The sequence below is a fragment of the Acidobacteriota bacterium genome, assembly GCA_009691245.1.
In the GTDB taxonomy this organism is placed as follows: domain Bacteria; phylum Acidobacteriota; class Terriglobia; order 2-12-FULL-54-10; family 2-12-FULL-54-10; genus SHUM01.
The window spans coordinates 1-19,747 of the sequence record SHUM01000037.1; the positions used below are offsets into that span (position 1 = coordinate 1).

A 19,747-nucleotide genomic window follows, 5' to 3' on the forward strand; every position below is an offset into this window, starting at 1 on the left:
TGTTGCTTAGAATATCTTCAGTTGAATGGTCAGGAATTTCTTGGGGTCGCGGCGGAAGTCGCCCATGAGTTCGCGCATCTCCATGGAAACAGTGCTGAGGTTGTTATAGAGTGTGGGATCGTGGAAGAGCTTGCCTACTGTGCCGTCGCCGTTGCGAATGCCGGTGAGCACGTTGTCGAGATTGGTGATGGCGCTGGTCAGGCGGCGGTGCAGCTCGTCCTCGGTGACCAGCTTGCCAAGCGTTCCCTTACCCTGATTGATGTTGTCGATCAGGGTCGAGCCGCGCGAAACCATGTTGCGCGTTTCCTGATACAGCGCGGGGTCGTTGATCAGCTTAGCCACCGAACCTTCGCCACTCTCTATGCGAGTGGCGATCGACTGCATCTTCAAGACGGTGTCATTTATGTTGCGGTAGAACTCATCCGACTTGAGCATAAGACCGATGCTGCCCTTGCCGTCGTTGATCTCAGCGATCAGAGCTTCGGCATTGCGCACGGCGCCATCCAGGCGGCGGTACAGCGTGTCATCCTTGATGAATTTTCCGATGGTGCCCTCGCCGGTGTCGATGCTTTCAAACACGGAATTCAGCCGCGTAGTCAGCAAATTCAGATTGGCCAGCAGGTCCGCGCTTCCGCCTACCAACTCCGTGAACTCCGGCGTCTGATGGAACGGCACCGCGCCGCCGGCCTGGACCGGCTGGCCCGCGGATGTGCCCATAGAGATGTTGATGTAGCGCTGACCGAGAAGCCCTTCGGCGGCGATGTATACTTCGGAGTCACTGCGAATATCACCTAGATAAGATGCACGGATTTCGAGAAGGACTTCCACCGCTTCGTTCTTCGCCGGTCGTCCCGAGTGGCGCACGGAGCGCACGTTGCCAACATCCACGCCCGCCAGGCGCACGACCGCACCGGTCTTCAGGCCACCAGCGTCCGGAGTGTAGCTGACTAGCTGAACTTTGTCAGTCCAGAATGCGCCCGAACCCGAGATCAAGAAAATGGTGGTGGCCAGCAGAGAAACTCCAGCCAGTGCTACCATGCCGACTTTCAATTGCGACCAGCGAATTTCTTTGCGTTGTGACATCTCGCCCCCCAGGCCGGTTTCCTTCTTCTAGTTCGAAGTGCTCGTATCACTGAAGCTCAGGCTAAGCTCACGCCAGAAACTTCTGCAAGTATGGGTCGCCAGAGGCGAGCATATCGTTCAGCTCGCCGTGGAAAACAATCTCGCCCTCGCGCAGCAGCAGGAACCGTGTGCGTGCCGCCCCTTTTCCCAGATGCGCAGTTCCGTTACGCTCGATGGGCACCAGCCTGCCCGTTGCTTCATCGTAGCGGAAGCTCGCGATGTAGTAGGCATCCTGCAGTCGGTGCGTTACCAGCAATGAACTCACGCGGTGTACATCGCGCTGCTTGATGATCAGCGCGATAATGCGCTGCGAGGTGATGGGGTCCAGCCCCGCTGTTGGCGAGTCGTAGAGCAGCAACGGAGGTCGGCTGACCATGGCGCGGGCGATGGAGACGCGGCGGCGCATGCCTCCGGATAATTCGGAGGGAAACTGGTCATAGGTGTGCTCCAGTTCCACGAAGCGCAGCGACTCACGCACGCGCCGCTCGGCCTCGCCATCGGAGACCTCTGGCATGCGCTCGAAGGCATAGCCCACGTTTTCGCCGATGGTGAGCGAGTCAAATAGCGCGCCCTCCTGAAAGACCATGCCGATGTTGCGGCGCGCAGGAAATAACTCTTCCTCGCTCAGATGCGTGATGTCCTGACCCAGCACGCGAATCGCGCCGGCATCAGCTTCGAGCAGGCCTATGGCCAGCTTCAGCATCACGGATTTTCCCGCGCCAGCTGTACCCAATATGATCTTTGTCTCGCCCGGATCGAGTCCGAAGCTGACATCGCGCAGCACTGGATCGCCACCGAATCCAATGGTTACGGCGTCAAACGTGATCACCGCATCTTGCGAATTGGTCACCTGTTCGCTCATCGTTTCACAACGCCCTCATCACGAGCACAGCGAGGGAGAGGCTTTTGCTGCTGTGCGGAAACTGAAAACAGGTCCCTCGCTGTGCCCGGGATGGCGACTATCCAATAAAGCCTGCTACTCCAGCGTCACCAGCAGAAGTTTGGTGATAAAGAAATCGCTGATCAGGATCATCACCGAGGCCGCCACCACGGCCTGTGTGGTCGAGCGGCCCACGCCTTCCGTACCACCGCGCGTGCGTAACCCGTAGTGGCAGCCCACCAGCGCCACGATAAAGGCAAAGATGAAAGGCTTGATCAGTCCCTGAAACATATCTTCGAACTCCAGCGCGTTTATGGCGCTCTGCCAGTACTGCTGCGGATTCAGGCGCAGCATGAATAAAGAAGTCGCGAAGCCACCGAGCAGTCCCATGAAATCGGAGACGATGGTTAGCATCGGCAGCATGATGACGGTGGCCAGCAGGCGCGGGGTAACCAGCTTGCGGCCCGGGTCGGTGCCCAGCGCGCGCATGGCGTCAATCTGCTCACTCACCTTCATTGACCCCAGCTCGGAGGCGATGCCCGAGCTGTTCCGCCCGGCGACCATTAGCGAAGTCAGCACCGGGCCCAGCTCGCGCACCAAGCTCAACATGACCAACTGCCCCGTGATGGACGTTTCGCCAAAAGTACTCAGTGTGTTGGACATTTGCAGCGCTAGTACGGCGCCCGTGAAAAAGCCGGTGAGAATAACGATGGGCAGCGACCCGAAGCCGATGCGGTCCATCTGCGTAATGACGTCGTCAAAGTAGTGCGGCGGGCGGAAAATATTTTGAATGGCGCGCATGGAAAGGACTGTAAAGTCCTGGACGGCCATCACTCCTTGCTTGGCATACTCGTTCAGTAGATTCAATTCGGTTCAGGCTCCCCGTCTGGTGGCTGTCCTGATGCCCAACGTAATAACCCAACATAAAGCAATGCAACGCTGCTGGTGAATCAAATGAAGCTGGTGCGCGGCAAATCGTCAATTGACTCTTCGGCCCAGGATCGCCGCATCTGCAGTTCGTGAATGCGCCAGTGGCCCTCTTCGCGGATTAACTGGTAGCGCACCGGATAGCGCTGTCCGCGATAATCCTCCACCAGTCCCCACAGCACTGCCGACTGGCTGCGCAGTATGCGGCTCCAGATGTGCATGTTTTGCGCCCGCGAGAATTCCTCGTGGCGACCCACCCATGCCTGGAACATCGGCAGACTGTTATCCGCGCGGTAGTCGGCGGAGAACAGTTGATACGCCTCGTCAATGCGTCCGTCACGAATGGCCTCGGCCTGCTGTTCCACAACGCGAATCGCCGCCGCCGTCCCGATCCAAGAATAAATGAGAAACCCCGCTGTAAGGATCACCGATAGTGCCAGGGCAGTCCGAAGGACCTTCCATGCCCTGCGGACACGGACGGCTTGCAATCGCCTGCGTTGCCTTGCCGGCGAAGCTGTTCCCGAACACACTGCGACCGTTTCCGGAGCAATACCCAGACCTCCGTTACTGGCTGGGGGATCGCTCACCGTCTCCGGGATAGTGGAAATTTCATCTGGCATGGCTTTTGTTTCGCCTACTTGTCCTTCCAGACGGGCTTGCGTTTTTCCACTGCGGCGCGCAACCCTTCCTGGGCGTCGGACAGATCCATCAACTGATTCAGATAAATATCAGCGGACCGGCGCAGCGCCTGATTGATGGGAACTCCGATGGTCTCATAGAGAACTTTTTTGGCCATTTCCAGCACAGGCGCGCTCTGCTCGGTGATCTTGACGAGCACCTTGGTGACTTCCGCGTCGAGCTGATCCTCCGGCACCAGCCGGTTGACCAATCCCAGCCGCGCCGCTTCCTGCGCGCTGAGCGGCTCGCCGGTGAGGATCATTTCCAGCGCGCGCTTATGTCCTATGGCGTGCGGCAGAATCACCGAGGCCAGCGGAGGGTAGACGCCGATCTTGATCTCCGGCTGTGCGAAACGCGCTTTGGGCGTGGCCACAATCATATCGGCCAGCGCCGCCAGCTCGCAGCCCGCGCCGATGGCCGGTCCGTTGACCACGGCGACCACGGGCTTGGAAATATCCATCATGGCGTTGAACACGTTCTGGAAGGCTTCCAGCGTCTGATAGGCACGCTCGGGCCGGGAGTCCTCCACGGCCATCCCGGCCGAGAACGCCGTACAGTCCTTTGCGGCCTGAATCACCAGTGCGCGCACCGTGGACTGCTCCGAGAGGCTCCCAATGGCGCGCCCGATTTCGTCCATCATATCGTAGGTGAGAACATTGTACGGCGGGCGCTTCATCGTCAGCCAGGCGACGTTGGCCTTAAAGTCGATGGTGATATGCTGCAGTGGGCGATTCTTGCGCTCCGAGTCGCCGGTGGTGAATACAAATTCGGATTCACCAGTCGCAGGCGTCTCCGGTTCAGTTACCGGTTCTGGTTCGATCTCTGCCATCGCAACCTCCTCGCAAGCCAGCTCGTCGTTATGCCGTCATCTCCACAGCCATCGCTACGCCCATCCCGCCGCTGACGCATAGCGTAGCCAATCCACGCTCCCCGCCATGCTGACGCAACGCGTGCAACAGCGTAACCAACACGCGCGTGCCGCTGCATCCAATCGGATGGCCCAGCGAGATCGCGCCGCCATGAACATTCAGCTTTTTACGGTCGAACTTCAACTCGCGGTCGCAGGCCAGCACCTGAGCGGCGAAAGCCTCGTTCAACTCGATCAGCGCGAAGTCTTCCATCTTCCAGTCAATCCGCCCGAGCAGCTTGCGCACCGCCGGAACCGGTCCTATGCCCATGATGGAAGGATCGACGCCTACTGAGGTGAAGCCTACGATGCGCGCCATCGGCTTTAATCCCCACTCCTTCAGCTTGCGCTCCGAGACCAACACGGTGGCCGCTGCACCGTCTGTGATTCCGCTCGAATTACCCGCTGTTACCGTGCCGGTCTTTGAAAATACAGTTGGCAACTTGGTCATCGACTCAATGGTCGCACCCATGCGCACATGCTCGTCCAGCTCGTGCATGCGCGTGGACTTCTTTTCCTTTATCTCTATCGGCACGATCTCGCTCCTAAACCACCCATTTTTCGTGGCCGCCTCGGCGCGATTCTGGCTGGAGAGCGCGTACTCGTCCTGCTCCTGGCGGCTGATGCCGTGCAGTCCGCCGAGCTTCTCCGCGGTCTCGCCCATTAGCATATTCGAAAGCGGATCCTGAAAGCCGTCCTTATACATCGCGTCGGTGACAACTTGATTACCTAGGCGGTAGCCCCAGCGCGCATTTTCGAGCAAGTAGGGCAAGCGGCTCATCGACTCCGTGCCGCCGGCCAGCACGCAATCCAGATTGCCCTGCTGAATCTCCTGGTAGCCCAGCGCGACAGCCAACAGTCCGCTGGCGCACGCCTGATTGACGGTATACGCGGGCGAAGTCTCCGGCACTCCGGCCCGATAGCTGATCTGCCGGGCCACGTTTGGCCCGCCGCCGGCCTGCCGTCCGTTGCCGAAAATCCCCTGCTCGATAAACTCTGGCTTCACGCCCGCGCGCTCAATGGCAGCCTTGGCGGCGATGGTGCCCATGTCCGCCGATGAAAAATCCATCAACGATCCGCCAAATTTCCCAATGGGTGTTCTTACAGCCGAAACTACATAGACAGGTTCCACACGGCCTCCTCAGGCTTGAAGCAACATTTTAGCACACGGCTCCATTACACAGACGAATGCGCCGAGGCTCCTTCTTGACGTTCAGAATTATAAAGTAGCAAGTCAATCAGAGGTGGATCTATGAATCGAATGCGCTGACTACGTGCGTGAGGCGCCCAGAACCAGCGAGAGGAACTCCTCGCGTGTCTGATTCTGGTCGCGGAAAATGCCCAGCATGGCGCTGGTAACGGTCTGCGAGTGTTGCTTTTCGACGCCGCGCATCATCATGCATAAGTGTCGCGCCTCGATTACAACGCCCACGCCCTGCGGGCTGATCTTCTCCTGAATGGTCTCGGCGATCTGGTGCGTCAGCCGCTCCTGAATCTGCAAACGCCGCGCAAACATATCCACCAAGCGTGGAATCTTGCTCAGGCCCACGACCTTCTTGTTTGGCACATATGCCACATGGCATTTGCCAAGAAATGGCAGCATATGGTGCTCGCACAGGCTGAACAACTCGATGTCCTTGACGATGACCATCTCATCGTAAGTTACGCTGAACAGCGCGCCGTTGAGTACACGCTCGGAGCTCATTTGGTAGCCGCTGGTCAGATACCGCAGTGCATTTGCAGCGCGCATAGGCGTATCGCGCAGCCCCTCGCGTGTGGGGTCTTCGCCCAATTCAATTAACATGCGGCGCACCAGCCCGCTTACTGGGTCGGCAGCAGAGGTCTTGCTAGCAGATGATTTCTTTTTAGCAGCCATTAGTCCCCTCACCCGTGTACTCAAAAAAGTTGGAGCTGGTTTCCTCCAGCCGCACACGCTCCAGTCGAGCGTGCCGCGCCGAGGGCAGCTCGCTCCAGCGCTCTCGCACGATGTGATAAATTTGCACGCAGAGGTTTTCCGTGGTGGGTACCAGGTTGGCGAAACCCGGATCGTCATTGAGATTGATTTGATCGAAGCGATTTAGTATCTTGCGCTCGGCGAGGCCGTCCAGCTCAGTCAGGTCCACCACCATGCCCGTTCGTCCATCGACGGGTCCGGCGATTGTGATCTCCACATGGTAGTTGTGGCCATGTCCGCCGGGGTTGTTACACTTGCCGTAGACGAGTGTATTTTCGGCGGCCTCCAGCGCTGGATTGTGCAGCCGGTGCGATGCGGAAAACCAATATCGTCGTGTGAGATGGACCATGCCAATCGTCTCCGGTATCGTTACGCCGCTCCGGGACCGAAGTAATCGGCGAAGAGGTCGGGCGTTTCGTAGAGGCGGATGCGGTGCAACTCGCAGAACTCGAGGCGCGGGACGAGCATCTGCCATATCTCCACGGCAATGTTCTCCGTGGTGGGAATAACGTGTCGGAATACGGGGACTTCTTCGTTGAGGAAGCGATGGTCGAGCACGTCCAGCACTTCGCGATTCAGCACTTCCTTCAGTTGCTTGAGGTCTACTACCATCCCTGAGCGCTCGCTGATGCGTCCGCGCACAGTTACTTCCAGCACATAGTTATGCCCGTGGCCGTGCGGGTTATTGCACTTGCCGTATAGATTCTTGTTTTCCGCGGGCGTCAGCGCGGGGCTGTGATAAAAATGCGAGGCGGAAAACTCAGCCCGCCGGGTGAGATACACGGTGGGTTGTGAGGCACTATTGTTGCTGAGGACGGGACTGGGCGCGGAACTCGAAGTGTTCTCTGGCATGAACCTCACTATCGGCCTCCGCTTGAATATCGACGGCCCTTCCAGCTTACACCTAAATTCCGAGAATACCGCCAATAGGAGTTTATGAGCAACAGGAAAACAATTGCCGCGCCGGGTGGATAGTACACGCTCCAACGTGGACGCGCGACAAGCCGTAGCGCTGCGGCGCACAATGCTCGGGTGTCGCGCCCGAGCAGTAAGAATAGGTTCTTGGTCCAGCCCTCCCACATATCTCCGAAGCGGAGGTACATGCGCGTACTCACAACGCCGCGCCCCGATCCAAACCATATTCGATAGCCTGCCTGCTTCACGCGCTTTGCCAGCGCCACATCTTCGAGCAGTTCGCCGCGAATTGCCTCATGCCCGCCCACGGCATCGTATGTTGCACGACGAATCAAAATATATTGGCCGTTGGCGGCGGCGTGCGCGTCGGCGGGGTCATTCACGCGGTCGAAGCTGTAGAGCTGCGCCAACTGATCATAGATGATGGGGATGACGGCCTTCTCCCACCACGTCTCGGTAATCTGCTCCGGTGAAAATGAAAGCTGATGCAGGCCCTCGCGCTCCGCCCGCTCGATGATGGTGGATATCTTACCTGGCGCGTGGCGCGTGTCGGAGTCGGTGAACAGTAGCCACTCGCCGCGTGCGTGCTGCACGGCGATATGCAGCGCATGATTCTTGCCAAGCCATTCAGCCGGCAATGGCGGCACGCGGATCAAGAGAACGTGGGAATGCCGCGCGGCTATACTTTCAACGATTCGTGCCGTCCCATCCTCAGAGGAATCGTCAGCAACAATAATTTCAATGGAGTCGCCTTGCACGGAGTCCTGTGCCAGCAGCGACTCGATGCACGCGGCGATATTCTCCTGCTCATTGCGCGCAGGAATCAGGACGCTTACGCGCTGGTTGTGGGTGGCGCCGGAAAGAGTCATCTACACTGCCTCAGCCTGCGCTGCCAAAAATCCGCTATCATAGAGGGGGTATGCTTCATCGTAAAATGTTTTTGGGCAGGAGACCGACACAGCCATGACCGCGCGCGGAGAGACCATCGCCAAACTCGTGCTGGTGGGTTTTGTCACCTTCTTCGTCCTGTTCTTTTCCACGCCGCGCGGCCAGTTCAAGATGCTGGCGCTGGGCGATATCGCGCCCAACTTCACACTGCGCAATGAAGAAGGCAAGGTGGTTGCGCTGGCGGATTTTCGCGGCAAGATCGTCGTGCTCAATTACTGGGCTACCTGGTGCCCGCCCTGCATCGAGGAGATGCCCTCGCTGAACCGGCTCGCTGACCGCTATCGCGACAAGGATCTGGTGGTGCTCGGCGTGAGTCTTGACGAGGACGCGGACGCCTACAAGGACTTCCTCGCCAAGAATCAAATTTCTTTCCTCACCCTGCGCAATCCCGCGCGCGCCGTCAGCGAGCAGTACGGAACGTATAAACTTCCCGAGACCTACGTCATCAGCCGACAGGGCCGCTTGCTAAAAAAATACATCGGTCCGAAGGAATGGGACGGCGCGGAAATCGCCGCGGAGTTCAACGCCTTCCTGGCCGCGCCGTAATCGTGCCCCGCGCGTCACAGAGCCGCGCGCGCCAGCAAGCGGACCCGACGAAAGTCACGCCACGGCTCGTGTAATTTCCAACACCCAACCTCCCGCGTCCGTCCGAGCAGTAAAATTGTTCCTCCGGCAAAGGTGTCCGCTCGCTTGCGCGCGCGGCTCTGTGACGCGCTTCACAACTCCACACGGCGCAGGCGCAGCGCATTCGTAATCACCGACACGGAGCTGAACGTCATCGCCGCGCTAGCGATGATGGGACTCAGCAATATCCCGGAGAACGGATACAGAACGCCTGCGGCGATGGGCACGCCCAGCGCATTATAAATAAACGCGAAGAAGAGATTCTGCCGGATATTGCGCATGGTGGCCCGACTCAGCCGTCGCGCGCGGAGGATGGCGCGCAGATCGCCATTCACGAGAGTGATTCCCGCGGACTCCATCGCGACATCCGTTCCGGAGCCCATGGCGATGCCCACGGTGGCCTGCGCCAGCGCAGGTGCATCGTTAATCCCGTCGCCGGCCATGGCGACCACGCGGCCCAACTTTTGCAGGCGTTGAACTTCTGCCAACTTCTGCTCAGGCAGCATCTCTGATAGCACTTCGGTGATACCCAGTTTGCCCGCCACCACGGCTGCGGCGTCCTGGCTGTCTCCCGTGATCATCACCACGCGGATGCCATCTTCGTGCAACATGCGTACGGCCTCCGGAGTGGTGGCCTTGATGGGATCGGCCACTCCCAGCGCGGCGGCCAGCGTGCCATCCACTGCGAGATAAACAATGGTTTGGCCATCGCGCTTCATTCGGCCAACCTCTGTGGGGAGATACAACGTGTCAACGCCCGCCTCCGCCAGAAACGTGAGCCGTCCGATGGCGACGATGTGGCCGTTCACTTCGCCAATTACGCCTCTGCCGGTAACGGATTGGAAGCCACTCACCGCAGTAAGTTCCGCGCCCCGCTCCAGTGCTTCACGCACAATCGCCGCTGCGAGCGGGTGCTCGCTGGCGCGCTCCAGACTGGCGGCCAATGAGAGCGCGCCGTCCTCCGTCCAACCTTTGTCTAGCCAGCTCTGCATGACGGCAACACTGGTTAGGCGCGGCTTGCCTTCGGTCAGTGTGCCGGTCTTGTCCACCACCAGCGTGTTGATTTTTTCAAGCTGCTCCAGCGCCTCGGCGTTCTTGATGAGCACGCCAGCTATCGCGCCGCGTCCCGTGCCCACCATAATCGACATCGGCGTGGCCAACCCCAGCGCGCATGGGCAAGCAATAATCAGCACCGCGACGGCGTTCACCAGCGCGTAGGCCAGGCGCGGCTCGGGGCCGAACAGCGCCCACGCCACGAACGACAGCACCGCGGAAAACACCACGATTGGGACAAACCAGGAGGCTACCACATCGGCCAACCGCTGAATCGGCGCGCGCGTGCGCTGCGCCTCGCTGACCATTTGCACGATGCGCGCCAGCATCGTCTCGCGACCTACTTTCTCGGCGCGCATCTCGAGGCTGCCCGTGCCATTCACCGTGCCGCCGATGAGGCGCGAGCCAAGCTCCTTTTCGACTGGAATCGGCTCACCGGAGATCATCGACTCATCCACCGAGCTGGCGCCATGCAGCACGACGCCGTCGACGGGCACGCGCTCGCCGGGACGCACACGCAGGCGGAAGCCCGGCTCGACGCGGTCGAGCGCGAGATCATGTTCGCTGTCGTCCGGCAGAATGTGGCGCGCCGTTTTGGGCGCGAGGCCGAGCAGTGCTTTAATCGCGCTGGACGTCCGGCTGCGCGCGCGCAGCTCCAGCACCTGGCCGAGCAGGACCAGCGTGGTGATGATCGCCGCGGCTTCAAAATACACTTCGACGTGGCCCGGCATGTGCTGGAACGCCGGTGGAAACACTCCGGGCAGGAGCGTGGCAACGATGCTGTAGAGAAACGCGGTGCCGGTCCCGATGGCGATCAGCGTGAACATGTTGGGGCTGCGGTTGATGATGGAGGCCCAGCCGCGCTCGAAGAACGGCCAGCCCGCCCACAGGACGACGGGGGTGGCGAGGATTAGCTCCACCCAGTTCAGCCCTCCAATGGAAAACATCCGGCTGACTAGATCGCCCGGCAGGTGCTTGCCCATAGCGAGGGCCATCACCGGCAGCGAGAGAGCGAACGAAATCCAGAAGCGCCGCGTCATGTCGGTCAATTCCGGATTGCTTTCATCGAGCGTAAACGCGACCGGCTCCAGCGCCATGCCGCACTTCGGGCAGGGGACGAACGATGTCTCGCGGACCTCCGGATGCATCGGGCAGGTGAGCACGGGCGCGGTGCCGCCGCGTGATTTCATCTGCTCCATCATGCCGGCCATCTGTGCTTCCATGGCCTGCATGGGATCGTAGCCGGGCGCGAGGTATTGCTCCGGGTCGGCGGCGAAGCGCTCGGCGCACATGGGATTGCAGAAATAATATGTCGTGCCGTGATGGTCGAGCGTGCCGGCGGCGTCCTCCGGCTTCACGTCCATCCAGCATACGGGGTCTTTGGCCATGCGGCTCCAAGCGTGGTGATTCCTTCGTCGAGATGCTTGCCCTGCAATTATAATAGACGCGGAGACACATTCCGAGGATTCAAGAATCAGTTGAGATACAATCTGCCGGAAGAATCGGTTCGGAAAACGAGGGGAACAGACAATCATGCGCGTCGAGCTTTCACGGTTCCGAATCCGGCCTGACAAATCCGCTCGCGTCGACGAATGGCTTAAAATGCTCAATGACAGAATGGAAGAGGTCGTGCCCATGCTCGACCGCGAAGAGATGAAGCTCGAAGTGATCTTTCGAGAATTGATTGACGGACAAGAGTACCTCTCCTGGTTTTCCGTGCAAGGGGACGAGGGAAAGTCCGCGAACGCGGATGAGGATTATGAAGTGGGTCACTTACACACCCAGTTTGGCGAAGAATGCATGGACCACCAATACGCCAGGCGCGACGGCCAGCCGCAGGTGATTATGGTGCCTCGTGGAGTTGCGGAATCCATGCAGTGGGAGAACCCGCCGGCGTCGGCGGTGGAATTCCAGCGGCGCGAAATCATCATACGAAGAAATGCCCCGAGCCGTTCCGAGAAGAAGGCCTTATGACTTCTGTCGTAGCCGCTTTCAACTACCAGGGAACGCTGGGTATCACGCAGACGCAGAACCTCGGCGAGTCCTACACGCAGTTGGGCGTGCGCCGCATCAGTGTGGACGAGGCTGCGCGCACCGTGTCCGTCGAATACGATGCCACGCGCATGGACCAGCGCGGCGTAGCCGCGTTGCTACGCCGGCTCGGCGTGCCCATTGACGGTTCCCTAATTACCTAGCCGACATGGATTCACAACGTTTAGCATTGTGATGCAGCGTCCAACTCAGCCTCGCGCCGATGATCAGCTCAAGATGAATGCGGAGAAGCGTGTGCTGCGATTTTTGTGTCAGGCCGCGGCGGACGCGGTGGCGCGCGCCGAGGTGATGGAGCGGCTGCGCCAATACCGTTTCGCGTCGGTGCCGCATCAGGTGCTGTTTGATTGTTTGAAGGCGCTGCCGGCGGCGCGGCCCGAGCTAGTGGAGGCATTGCTTCCGGCGCGGCTGGTGCGGGCCGGGTTTCCTGATTTTGATCTGGAGCCGTTCCTGCGGCCTAGTGGGATGAGCGCCGCGCAGGCCCGCGTGCTGTGCCAGCGCATGGCGGGCGGGGCGGGCGAGTAAAGCAACGGCAGGTCCCTCGCTCCGCTCGGGATGACAGCTTCTTGAAAATGTAGCCACGGCACGATTTTGGTGCCGTGGGATTTTCGATTGCACGAGAGGAACAACCGTAATGTCCATTTGGAGTTTTCTGGGATTAGACCCGAAGAAGGTGGGCGGCGCGAACTCCGCGGCAAAGGCCGAGACGGAGACGGTGCGCAAGATCGTCGCGGAGATGGATGGCATGGAGCCAGAGCAGGCGCGTTTCCTCGCCGCTTTCGCCTATCTGCTGACGCGCGTGGCGCATGCCGACCATCAGATCAGCGCGGAAGAGGCGGCGATGATCGAGCGCATTGTGAGAGAGCGCGGCAACTTCAGCGAGGCGCAGGCCGTGCTGGTGGCGCAGATCGCCAAGTCGCAGAATCTGCTCTTCAGCGGGACGGAAAACTTTCTGGTCGCCCGCGAGTTCACGCGCATGGCCACTCTCGATCAGAAGCTGCATCTCATCGACTGCCTCTACGCGGTATGCGGCGTGGACCGCAGCATCTCCGTGGTGGAGGACAACGAGATCAATAAAATCGCCAACGAGCTGAAACTGGATCACGCCGACTTCATCAGTGTGCGCCTGCGCCACCGCGAGCACCTGGCGGTCCTGAAGAAGTAGCGTTGGTAGCAGGCAGCGGATCAGTTTGACGTTAGGGCGCTACTCTCGTCGTGCCGTTGCAGGCTGCATCATAAGGCGGTATTAGCCCCTGAGGTGCGTCCCGCAGTGATTAAGACCGCTTTCGACATCCGGTGTTATGGCACGGTTGAAACCGGACCCTGACGATTTGCAATTCAGAAATCAACCCACCACTCCCACTCAGATGCGCGAGTGGATCGCTGCCAATTGGAGCGTCAAAAGCAGTGTGCTATACTGAAAGTTCGCGCGCCGAAGCAGTGACAACGCAATCAGCGGCGCGGCGATTAAGCTGGGGCCGTAGTTCAGTTGGTTAGAACGCCTGCCTGTCACGCAGGAGGTCGCGAGTTCGAGTCTCGTCGGCCCCGCCATTCTTCTCCTCGACACTTGTTTTTTTCAAACGCGATTTAACAATTATTAACACGTTCGAGATCGTTCCGTTGGATTGACGCCACTCGTGTCATAATCAAGCATCCCCGGAAAATCAAGTTTCCTGACTAGGCATCCTTTGATGAAGCTTCGTGTGTGGTTTTGCAACCGGTATCATAAAAAAACGGCACCGCGTAGAGACGAACTCGGACTCTATGTTCGGTGTCTCGATTGCGGACGCCGCATCCCATGGGAAGACCCTTCATTGGCTGACCGCTCCAATGCCCAACAGAATTAGAGAACACTCCGACGGTGCACATCCTCTTCTTTGGTCATTTCACATGTGGCCTATAGTGGGCCCTTGGTAGCCAGGGCAAAAGCGCAAAAAAAACGGGGAGGGTCTGCCCTTGGGCATTCCCTCCCCGCATGAAATAGCTGGTGGTTAAAGTTTAGAAGATCACCTTCACGCCGAATTGCAACTGACGTGAGTTGGTGCGCGTGGTGTCGATGCGGGCAGCGCCGGGCTGCAGCCTGCGAGTATAGGGATCCGCCAGATCGGCTGCCAGACTGGCACTCCGCGGCCGAGCGAAGATCGAGGTGACGGGGTCATCAAAGTTCGGACGGTTGAGGATGTTGTAGAGCTCCGTCCGGAGCTGTAGGTTCCCCGCCTCACCGAGGAACGCCAGCTTGGTGTTCTTCGTAAAGGTAACGTCCAGATTGATAACGCCGGGGGAGATCAGCGTATTGCTCCCCAGATTGCCCTGGAAGAATCCGTGCTGCGGTCCATCGATTTGAAGTGGAACGGAGAACTGCCGGATGTCAAAGTACGCTTCCGGGTCTCTGCCATTCTTCAATACAGGATTATTGTTCCCGCCGGGAATCAAATTCAGCGTGGGGCCGTCGACATTGACGGGCGGGACGCCGGTAGCAGCGGCGCCGCCGATGATTGGGTTCGGGCTCGGCAACTGCGAGGTGACCACCAATGGAGAGCCGGTATTCATTCGCATAAGTCCGCCAAGAGTCCAGCCCCCCAGCAGAGCCCCTGCCGGTCCGGTAAGGTTCTTTCCCGGCAGATCATAGACGAGGTTGGTGGAGAAATTGTGGCGGAAATCAAAGGCGGCCAAAGCATTGAGTTTGGTGTCGCGGTAACCGCGAATCGCACCCTGGAAGTCATTGCTGCCGGTCCAGTTGCTTCCTGTGTCAGTGGTCCTCGAGAAGGTGTAGGCGGTATTAAGCTGCAGCCCGCCGCTAAATCGCTTGGTGATGTTCATCCGAACGGCGTGGTAATCGGAGGTTCCGTCGGTATAGGCCCAGCGGAAGAAACTCCACGACTTGCTCGGGTACGGCAGGTAAGTCGCGATAAACCGACGGTCGCTCCCGTTATATTGCCGGTTTTCGGCGAGGGTGGCGATGATCTGCAACGGCCCGCGCTGCAGATGGACGCCGCGCGTGCCGGTGTATCCCACTTGCACCGAGAGATCCTTTATGACTTCATGCTCAATATCGGTGCTCCACTTGTAGACGGTGGGTTGTTCGGGATTCCACTGGAACCCATCCGCGCGCGCGAGGCCTCCGCCCTGTTGAACATAGGGCTGCGTGAAAAATGTGTTGGGAAAGTCGATGGGTACAGTTAGCCCCGTCGTCTGCTGCAAGGGAGCTTTATCGAGAAATACGTTGGTGAAGAACGGAGGAACACGGACGCCCCAGGTAAGCAGGTTGGAGGGCAGAATCATGCTATGAAATACGCCGACTCCCGCGCGGAGCGAAGTCTTCCCGGTGCCAAATACGTCATAGGCGAACCCGACTCTGGGCGCGAAGTTCTTTAGCGAAGGATTCAAATACCAAGGGCCGCCAACGCTGACATCCTTCTCAGTGAAGGAGTACAGGAAATGTTCACGCAGGTCGCGGATGTTGGCGATCTTCCCGTTTACCTCGGTGGGTGTGGTGGTGAACTCATAGCGGATGCCGAGATTCACGGTCAGCCGGTTGCTCACATGGATATCATCCTGGAAGTACAGGCCGTTCAGGTTCTGGCGATACCCGCGAATAGTGTCCGATCCGGGCCTCAGGAACGTGGCCTGATCCGCATTGCCGGCGAAGAAGGCCGCAATGCTGGGGAAGCTCCACGTGCCGAAACCACGGGCTTCCGAGCGCTGGTTCACCTGGAAGCGATCGAAGTGGAAGCCAAACTTGATGGCGTGCGCGCCATTGGAGAGAGTGAAGTCCTGCTTGATCTGATAGTCGTTCTGCACGTTGCGCTTCGGGTTGGTGGACCCGCCGCCCCAGGACGTGAGCCCGGTAACGCTGATGCTGCCAAAACCGTCGGTGAGATCCGAGAAGGTCGTCCGGGGGAAAACTGCGCCCTCAATCGCGAAATCTTTTATGGCGATATCGGTGCGGTTGAACGCCGCCATGGTCTTGCTGATGAAGGTGGGGGAAAAAATATGCACATGCTCGACGTTGGCAAAGCGCGACCGGGTGCTCCACAACTCGCCCGTCACCAAACTATTCGGGTTGATCTGGTCGGTATTGTCGTAGGAATATCTTCCGGCAATGGAATCCGTGTCGGAGAAGCGATGATCGACTTTGCCCGTCAAATATTTGTGGTCCGTATCCCGATCCCGGCCATCGGCATAGTTTCCCACATCGCCAGTTATCGCGCCGTTGGGGAGCGGGTACGCATCCAGGAATGGTCTTACTGCAGGGATGATCGTGGTTGGACCCGCCACCAAGATTCCAGCCCGTGCATTGGGACTCGGAACGTTAAATGACTTGGTCTGGCCGAGGTTTTCCTTCAGCGCTTCATAATTGCCGAAGAAGAAAGTTCGGTCCTGAACGATCGGCCCGCCCAAAGCGAAGCCGTACTGATTGCGCCGAAACTCAGGCTTCACCCCGCCGCCGCGGGCGTTATCCTCCCACTTGGAGGCGTCGAGATTGTCATTGCGAAGAAACTCGAACACCGAGCCGTGAAACTGATTGGTGCCGGACTTGGTGATGGCGCTGATGACGCCGCCGGTGTGGCGACCGTACTCAGTGTCATAGGCATTGGTGATGACGCGAAATTCACGGACCGCTTCCACGCCGGCGATCGAGCCATCGGCGCTGCCCGCCGCGCCGGCGGCATCATTGATGTTGGCGCCGTCGAGCATGAAGCTGTTCTCGGTATAGCGCGTGCCGGAGATGGCCAGCTTCTTGCCGAAGCCCTTGGTGGCGCTGGAGTCGGCGGTCTCGACGAAGATGGCTCCGCCGACCATGGGGACCAGGTCGAGGAAGCTGCGGTTATTGAGCGGAATTTCGCGCATCAGCGTGGGGTCCACCACGCGGCTGACCACGGCGTTGGTGGTCTCGATCAGCGGCGCATCGGCGGTGATGGTAACCGACTCGGCGACATTGCCGACGGCCATGGTGAAAGCCAGGTTGGCTTCCTGGCCTACGCTGAGCGTAACGCCCTTGCGTACTTCAGACTGGAAACCGGTCAACTCCACCTTGATCTCGTAAGCACCGGGCTGTAACGCAGCCACGCGATACTCGCCGCGCGCGCCGGTTACTGAACTGCGCACGGTTCCTGTCTCTACATTGGTAATGGTAATGTTGGCGCCCGGCAGCACCGCCGAGCTTTGGTCCTGCACCACACCGAGTATGGTCGCGGAACTGCCTTGGCCGTGCAGCAGAGTGCCGGCGGCGAAAGCGATGAACATCATGCAGGCTGCGCCAAGCGCCATCCAGCCGCGCGTTCCTTGATTGTTTTGCATCCGTTTCCTCCGTTGATTCATTCCGCATCGAAGCTGATGCGGAACGGTTGAACATTACTAATCTCTTTGAGCAACTGCCACTACAAAATTGAACTTCCTGAGTGCCTTGCGCAATGCGCGCGGCAACTCCATGCTCACAGCCAATTAGTTCAGGCCGCAGGCAATTAAAATACCGGCATGACTAGCCAGATGAAAAATTGTCTGCTATCACTTGCTTCTTAACCCACGCGTCCGTATATCGTAACTTGCCCAACTAACTTTAGTTTCACCCATTTAACGCCCACGTCCGGTCGCTTGTCAAGCAGGATTTTGGGTCCTGATTGGCAAGTTTGAGTCAGCCAGGCCGCGGCTCGGTTGGTTAAACCGCGGGCTTTTGCAAAAGCAGGAAGAGCGTCCCGCCGCGCCCGCGCGAGGCGTTCCACATTGCGCTGCTTAGCGCCGGCGCCGCCAGCCCCGTGGCCAGCGCCAGCCGCGCCAGCGAGGGGGCCGCCGTCATGGGTTGGGCACCCTTCAGCACTTCGTAGAGGCCGTTGTTATCGCTGATGCCGCTGTTGAGCCAGCTTTGCAGCGTGCCGAACCAGTCGTATTCAAAGGAGAGGGTGCTGGTCCCGGTCACGCGGAAACCCTGTTGCTCCACCAAACGACTGAGCGTAGCCGGGCGGAAGTGCCAGAAATGGCGCGGCAGGTCCAAGTGAAACCAATGCGCGCCGGAGGCCTCGGCCTGCGCTCCGCCGTAGTTGGGGACGGCGAGCGAAAACCATCCGCCGGGGGCCAGGATGCGATAGACCTCGGCCAGCGTGCGTGCGGGGTCGGCCAGATGTTCCAGGACGTGCCAGAGGATGACGAGTTGGAAATGTCCGTCCGGGAAGCCACAGTCAAACAAGTCTTTGTAATGCATGTGCGGATAAGGTTCGCCATGCGGAAAGTCGCGCTCGACGCCGAAGGCTTCCAGGCCCTCGGCGCGCGCCAGCCGCACCATGGTGCCGCGCCCGCAGCCGATGTCCAGCATGCGCTGGCTTGCGGTCAGAAGGGGCCGCAGTCGCCGCCACTTGAACACCGTCAGTTGACGGATGGCCGCTTCCAGCACGGAAGAGAACTTCTTGCGACCTTCGCCGTAGTAGCTCTGGTCGTAATAGGAAGCCAGCTCCGTATCCGTGGGCAGCGGGTGCAGGAACACCAATCCGCACGCGCCGCAATCATAGAGATGAAAGGGCGGCGGCGCGGGAGGCCGCGTGAACGGGCCCGGCGCGGAGCACAGCGGACAGCGCGACGGTGTCCTAGAGGAACTGTTTGTAACGATGGATGCCTGTGCGATGGACAAAGTATCTGATGATGGTATTCAGGATTCCAAGGCCATAAATACAGCCTTGGCCGAACCGGACCGAGGAGCAATCAAAACTATAGCGCGTGGTAACGGGAATCTCCTTGAAGCGCAGCCCCTTCAGATGCATCTGCACGATGATCTCGTTGTCGAAGACGAAATTATCCGAGTTGGCCTCGAAGTTCACCATCTCCAGCGCGTGGCGGCTAAAGGAGCGATATCCCGAGTGAAACTCCGTGAAGCGCGTGCCCAGGGCGAGATTCTCAATGCCGGTAAGAAACTTGTTGGCGACGTATTTCCACAGGGGCATCCCGCCGGCCAGCGGATCGCCCATCATGCGCGAAGCCATCACCACGTCGGCTTCACCGGCGCGTAGAGGCGCGACCAGCTCGGGTACGATGGTCGGATCGTACTGATAATCCGGGTGCAGCATCACCACATAGTCCGCGCCACGCGCCAGCGCATTGGTGTAGCAGGTCTTCTGATTACCGCCGTAGCCGCGATTCTTGCGATGGCGGATGGCATGGATGGAAAGCGACTTGGCCAGATCAAATGTGTTGTCAGAGCTGGCGTCGTCCACCAGAATGATTTCGTCGTAACTGTTCGCTGGAATCTGGGAGTAGGTTTTCTCGAGCGTCCGCGCCGCATTATACGCGGGCATAACCACGATGGTCCTGCCTCCTGCGGGCTGCGGCGCAATGGCACTGGAGGCGACGCCGGGCGCGGCGGTGGAAGTCGAATTGGTGGCCGGTGAAGTCATGGTTTCCATCATGGTTATCGCACGCTGCTCCGCGATGATTTTATCATTAACTCACCGGGGGATCGCCCATGCCATGCCCGGTCCGGAAAGTCCCTAATCTAGCACGTTTGCGTTCCAGATGATAAAGCTGGTGTCTCGCGGGGCTAGTGGCATGCGGTCGGGTAAATGACTACCAACAGTTCCCGTTGCCCGGCGACTCGTTCGGCGATAGAATTGGACTATCATTACAAGGCGGCATAACAAGGCAGCCTTACAATGTTGCCTAAGAAGGCGGCTGGCACGTCGGCTGTTGATTCCGCACGGCGCAG

19 protein-coding genes and 1 tRNA gene are annotated in these 19,747 nt (G+C 59.2%); 6 read left to right on the plus strand and 14 right to left on the minus strand.

What is annotated here, in order from left to right:
- Window positions 1-6: 6 nt before the first annotated feature.
- The 10 genes from EXQ56_09870 to EXQ56_09915 all read right to left on the minus strand — a co-directional run bounded on the left by EXQ56_09870 (window position 7) and on the right by EXQ56_09915 (window position 8,252).
- Window positions 7-1,083 carry an MCE family protein gene (locus EXQ56_09870; GenBank protein ID MSO20749.1) on the minus strand — a complete coding sequence of 359 codons (1,077 nt, stop codon included), beginning with the start codon at window positions 1,081-1,083 and terminating at the stop codon, window positions 7-9.
- A gap of 67 nt (window positions 1,084-1,150) precedes the next feature.
- On the minus strand, window positions 1,151-1,984 hold the full coding sequence (locus tag EXQ56_09875) for an ATP-binding cassette domain-containing protein (GenBank protein MSO20750.1): 834 nt from the start codon (window positions 1,982-1,984) through the stop codon (window positions 1,151-1,153).
- A 114-nt stretch (window positions 1,985-2,098) separates the two neighbouring features.
- On the minus strand, window positions 2,099-2,833 hold the full coding sequence (locus tag EXQ56_09880; GenBank protein MSO20751.1) for an ABC transporter permease: 735 nt from the start codon (window positions 2,831-2,833) through the stop codon (window positions 2,099-2,101).
- A gap of 119 nt (window positions 2,834-2,952) precedes the next feature.
- Window positions 2,953-3,549, minus strand: a complete 597-nt coding sequence (locus EXQ56_09885) for a DUF4864 domain-containing protein (GenBank protein MSO20752.1) — start codon at window positions 3,547-3,549, stop codon at window positions 2,953-2,955.
- Window positions 3,550-3,563: 14 nt separating this feature from the next.
- Window positions 3,564-4,436: an enoyl-CoA hydratase/isomerase family protein gene (locus EXQ56_09890; GenBank protein MSO20753.1), complete on the minus strand. Its 873-nt coding sequence runs from the start codon at window positions 4,434-4,436 to the stop codon at window positions 3,564-3,566.
- Between the two features lie 28 nt (window positions 4,437-4,464).
- Window positions 4,465-5,646: a thiolase family protein gene (locus EXQ56_09895; protein MSO20754.1), complete on the minus strand. Its 1,182-nt coding sequence runs from the start codon at window positions 5,644-5,646 to the stop codon at window positions 4,465-4,467.
- A 138-nt stretch (window positions 5,647-5,784) separates the two neighbouring features.
- Window positions 5,785-6,390 carry a GTP cyclohydrolase I FolE gene (folE, locus tag EXQ56_09900; GenBank protein ID MSO20755.1) on the minus strand — a complete coding sequence of 202 codons (606 nt, stop codon included), beginning with the start codon at window positions 6,388-6,390 and terminating at the stop codon, window positions 5,785-5,787.
- Complete coding sequence (locus tag EXQ56_09905; GenBank protein MSO20756.1) at window positions 6,380-6,817, minus strand: 6-pyruvoyl tetrahydrobiopterin synthase; 438 nt, start codon at window positions 6,815-6,817, stop codon at window positions 6,380-6,382. The genes folE and EXQ56_09905 overlap by 11 nt, the downstream gene beginning before the upstream one ends.
- Before the next feature lie 20 nt (window positions 6,818-6,837).
- Window positions 6,838-7,320 (minus strand): 6-carboxytetrahydropterin synthase, encoded by a 483-nt coding sequence (locus EXQ56_09910; GenBank protein ID MSO20757.1) that lies wholly within the window; start codon window positions 7,318-7,320, stop codon window positions 6,838-6,840.
- A gap of 8 nt (window positions 7,321-7,328) precedes the next feature.
- Window positions 7,329-8,252, minus strand: a complete 924-nt coding sequence (locus EXQ56_09915) for a glycosyltransferase (protein MSO20758.1) — start codon at window positions 8,250-8,252, stop codon at window positions 7,329-7,331.
- A 94-nt stretch (window positions 8,253-8,346) separates the two neighbouring features.
- On the opposite strand from EXQ56_09915, the gene EXQ56_09920 reads away from it, so the two are divergent.
- Complete coding sequence (locus tag EXQ56_09920) at window positions 8,347-8,877, plus strand: TlpA family protein disulfide reductase (GenBank protein ID MSO20759.1); 531 nt, start codon at window positions 8,347-8,349, stop codon at window positions 8,875-8,877.
- 170 nt (window positions 8,878-9,047) lie between these two features.
- Here the strand turns inward: EXQ56_09920 and EXQ56_09925 are convergent, their stop codons facing one another.
- Window positions 9,048-11,396 carry a heavy metal translocating P-type ATPase gene (locus EXQ56_09925; protein ID MSO20760.1) on the minus strand — a complete coding sequence of 783 codons (2,349 nt, stop codon included), beginning with the start codon at window positions 11,394-11,396 and terminating at the stop codon, window positions 9,048-9,050.
- Between the two features lie 145 nt (window positions 11,397-11,541).
- Here EXQ56_09925 and EXQ56_09930 point away from each other — a divergent pair, with 145 nt between their 5' ends.
- The 5 genes from EXQ56_09930 to EXQ56_09950 all read left to right on the plus strand — a co-directional run bounded on the left by EXQ56_09930 (window position 11,542) and on the right by EXQ56_09950 (window position 13,608).
- Window positions 11,542-11,982, plus strand: coding sequence for a hypothetical protein (locus tag EXQ56_09930; GenBank protein MSO20761.1), 441 nt, complete (start codon window positions 11,542-11,544; stop codon window positions 11,980-11,982).
- Complete coding sequence (locus tag EXQ56_09935) at window positions 11,979-12,203, plus strand: hypothetical protein (protein ID MSO20762.1); 225 nt, start codon at window positions 11,979-11,981, stop codon at window positions 12,201-12,203. The genes EXQ56_09930 and EXQ56_09935 overlap by 4 nt, the downstream gene beginning before the upstream one ends.
- Window positions 12,204-12,234: 31 nt before the next feature.
- Window positions 12,235-12,582 (plus strand): hypothetical protein, encoded by a 348-nt coding sequence (locus EXQ56_09940; GenBank protein ID MSO20763.1) that lies wholly within the window; start codon window positions 12,235-12,237, stop codon window positions 12,580-12,582.
- A gap of 109 nt (window positions 12,583-12,691) precedes the next feature.
- Window positions 12,692-13,222, plus strand: a complete 531-nt coding sequence (locus tag EXQ56_09945; protein ID MSO20764.1) for a TerB family tellurite resistance protein — start codon at window positions 12,692-12,694, stop codon at window positions 13,220-13,222.
- Between the two features lie 309 nt (window positions 13,223-13,531).
- A tRNA-Asp gene (locus tag EXQ56_09950) sits at window positions 13,532-13,608 on the plus strand.
- A 447-nt stretch (window positions 13,609-14,055) separates the two neighbouring features.
- On the opposite strand, the gene EXQ56_09955 is transcribed toward EXQ56_09950, so the two are convergent.
- The 3 genes from EXQ56_09955 to EXQ56_09965 all read right to left on the minus strand — a co-directional run bounded on the left by EXQ56_09955 (window position 14,056) and on the right by EXQ56_09965 (window position 19,439).
- The gene (locus EXQ56_09955) at window positions 14,056-17,379 is read right to left on the minus strand and encodes a TonB-dependent receptor (GenBank protein ID MSO20765.1); all 3,324 of its coding nucleotides are present in this window, start codon (window positions 17,377-17,379) and stop codon (window positions 14,056-14,058) included.
- Between the two features lie 337 nt (window positions 17,380-17,716).
- A complete protein-coding gene (locus EXQ56_09960) occupies window positions 17,717-18,679 on the minus strand; it encodes a class I SAM-dependent methyltransferase (GenBank protein ID MSO20766.1) in 963 nt (320 codons plus the stop codon).
- The gene (locus tag EXQ56_09965) at window positions 18,636-19,439 is read right to left on the minus strand and encodes a glycosyltransferase family 2 protein (GenBank protein MSO20767.1); all 804 of its coding nucleotides are present in this window, start codon (window positions 19,437-19,439) and stop codon (window positions 18,636-18,638) included. The genes EXQ56_09960 and EXQ56_09965 overlap by 44 nt, the downstream gene beginning before the upstream one ends.
- Between the last annotated feature and the right edge of the window lie 308 nt (window positions 19,440-19,747).

Excerpts from the sequence above, each read along its gene's own strand:
- EXQ56_09905 (MSO20756.1), bottom strand. The coding sequence starts at position 6,817 with ATGGTCCATCTCACACGACGATATTGGTTTTCCGCATCGCACCGGCTG.
- EXQ56_09940 (MSO20763.1), top strand. The coding sequence starts at position 12,235 with ATGCAGCGTCCAACTCAGCCTCGCGCCGATGATCAGCTCAAGATGAAT.
- EXQ56_09885 (MSO20752.1), bottom strand. The coding sequence starts at position 3,549 with ATGCCAGATGAAATTTCCACTATCCCGGAGACGGTGAGCGATCCCCCA.
- EXQ56_09965 (MSO20767.1), bottom strand. The coding sequence starts at position 19,439 with ATGACTTCACCGGCCACCAATTCGACTTCCACCGCCGCGCCCGGCGTC.
- EXQ56_09925 (MSO20760.1), bottom strand. The coding sequence starts at position 11,396 with ATGGCCAAAGACCCCGTATGCTGGATGGACGTGAAGCCGGAGGACGCC.
- EXQ56_09920 (MSO20759.1), top strand. The coding sequence starts at position 8,347 with ATGACCGCGCGCGGAGAGACCATCGCCAAACTCGTGCTGGTGGGTTTT.
- EXQ56_09875 (MSO20750.1), bottom strand. The coding sequence starts at position 1,984 with ATGAGCGAACAGGTGACCAATTCGCAAGATGCGGTGATCACGTTTGAC.
- EXQ56_09945 (MSO20764.1), top strand. The coding sequence starts at position 12,692 with ATGTCCATTTGGAGTTTTCTGGGATTAGACCCGAAGAAGGTGGGCGGC.
- EXQ56_09935 (MSO20762.1), top strand. The coding sequence starts at position 11,979 with ATGACTTCTGTCGTAGCCGCTTTCAACTACCAGGGAACGCTGGGTATC.
- EXQ56_09915 (MSO20758.1), bottom strand. The coding sequence starts at position 8,252 with ATGACTCTTTCCGGCGCCACCCACAACCAGCGCGTAAGCGTCCTGATT.
- folE (MSO20755.1), bottom strand. The coding sequence starts at position 6,390 with ATGGCTGCTAAAAAGAAATCATCTGCTAGCAAGACCTCTGCTGCCGAC.
- EXQ56_09880 (MSO20751.1), bottom strand. The coding sequence starts at position 2,833 with ATGGCCGTCCAGGACTTTACAGTCCTTTCCATGCGCGCCATTCAAAAT.
- EXQ56_09910 (MSO20757.1), bottom strand. The coding sequence starts at position 7,320 with ATGCCAGAGAACACTTCGAGTTCCGCGCCCAGTCCCGTCCTCAGCAAC.
- EXQ56_09870 (MSO20749.1), bottom strand. The coding sequence starts at position 1,083 with ATGTCACAACGCAAAGAAATTCGCTGGTCGCAATTGAAAGTCGGCATG.
- EXQ56_09890 (MSO20753.1), bottom strand. The coding sequence starts at position 4,436 with ATGGCAGAGATCGAACCAGAACCGGTAACTGAACCGGAGACGCCTGCG.
- EXQ56_09930 (MSO20761.1), top strand. The coding sequence starts at position 11,542 with ATGCGCGTCGAGCTTTCACGGTTCCGAATCCGGCCTGACAAATCCGCT.
- EXQ56_09955 (MSO20765.1), bottom strand. The coding sequence starts at position 17,379 with ATGAATCAACGGAGGAAACGGATGCAAAACAATCAAGGAACGCGCGGC.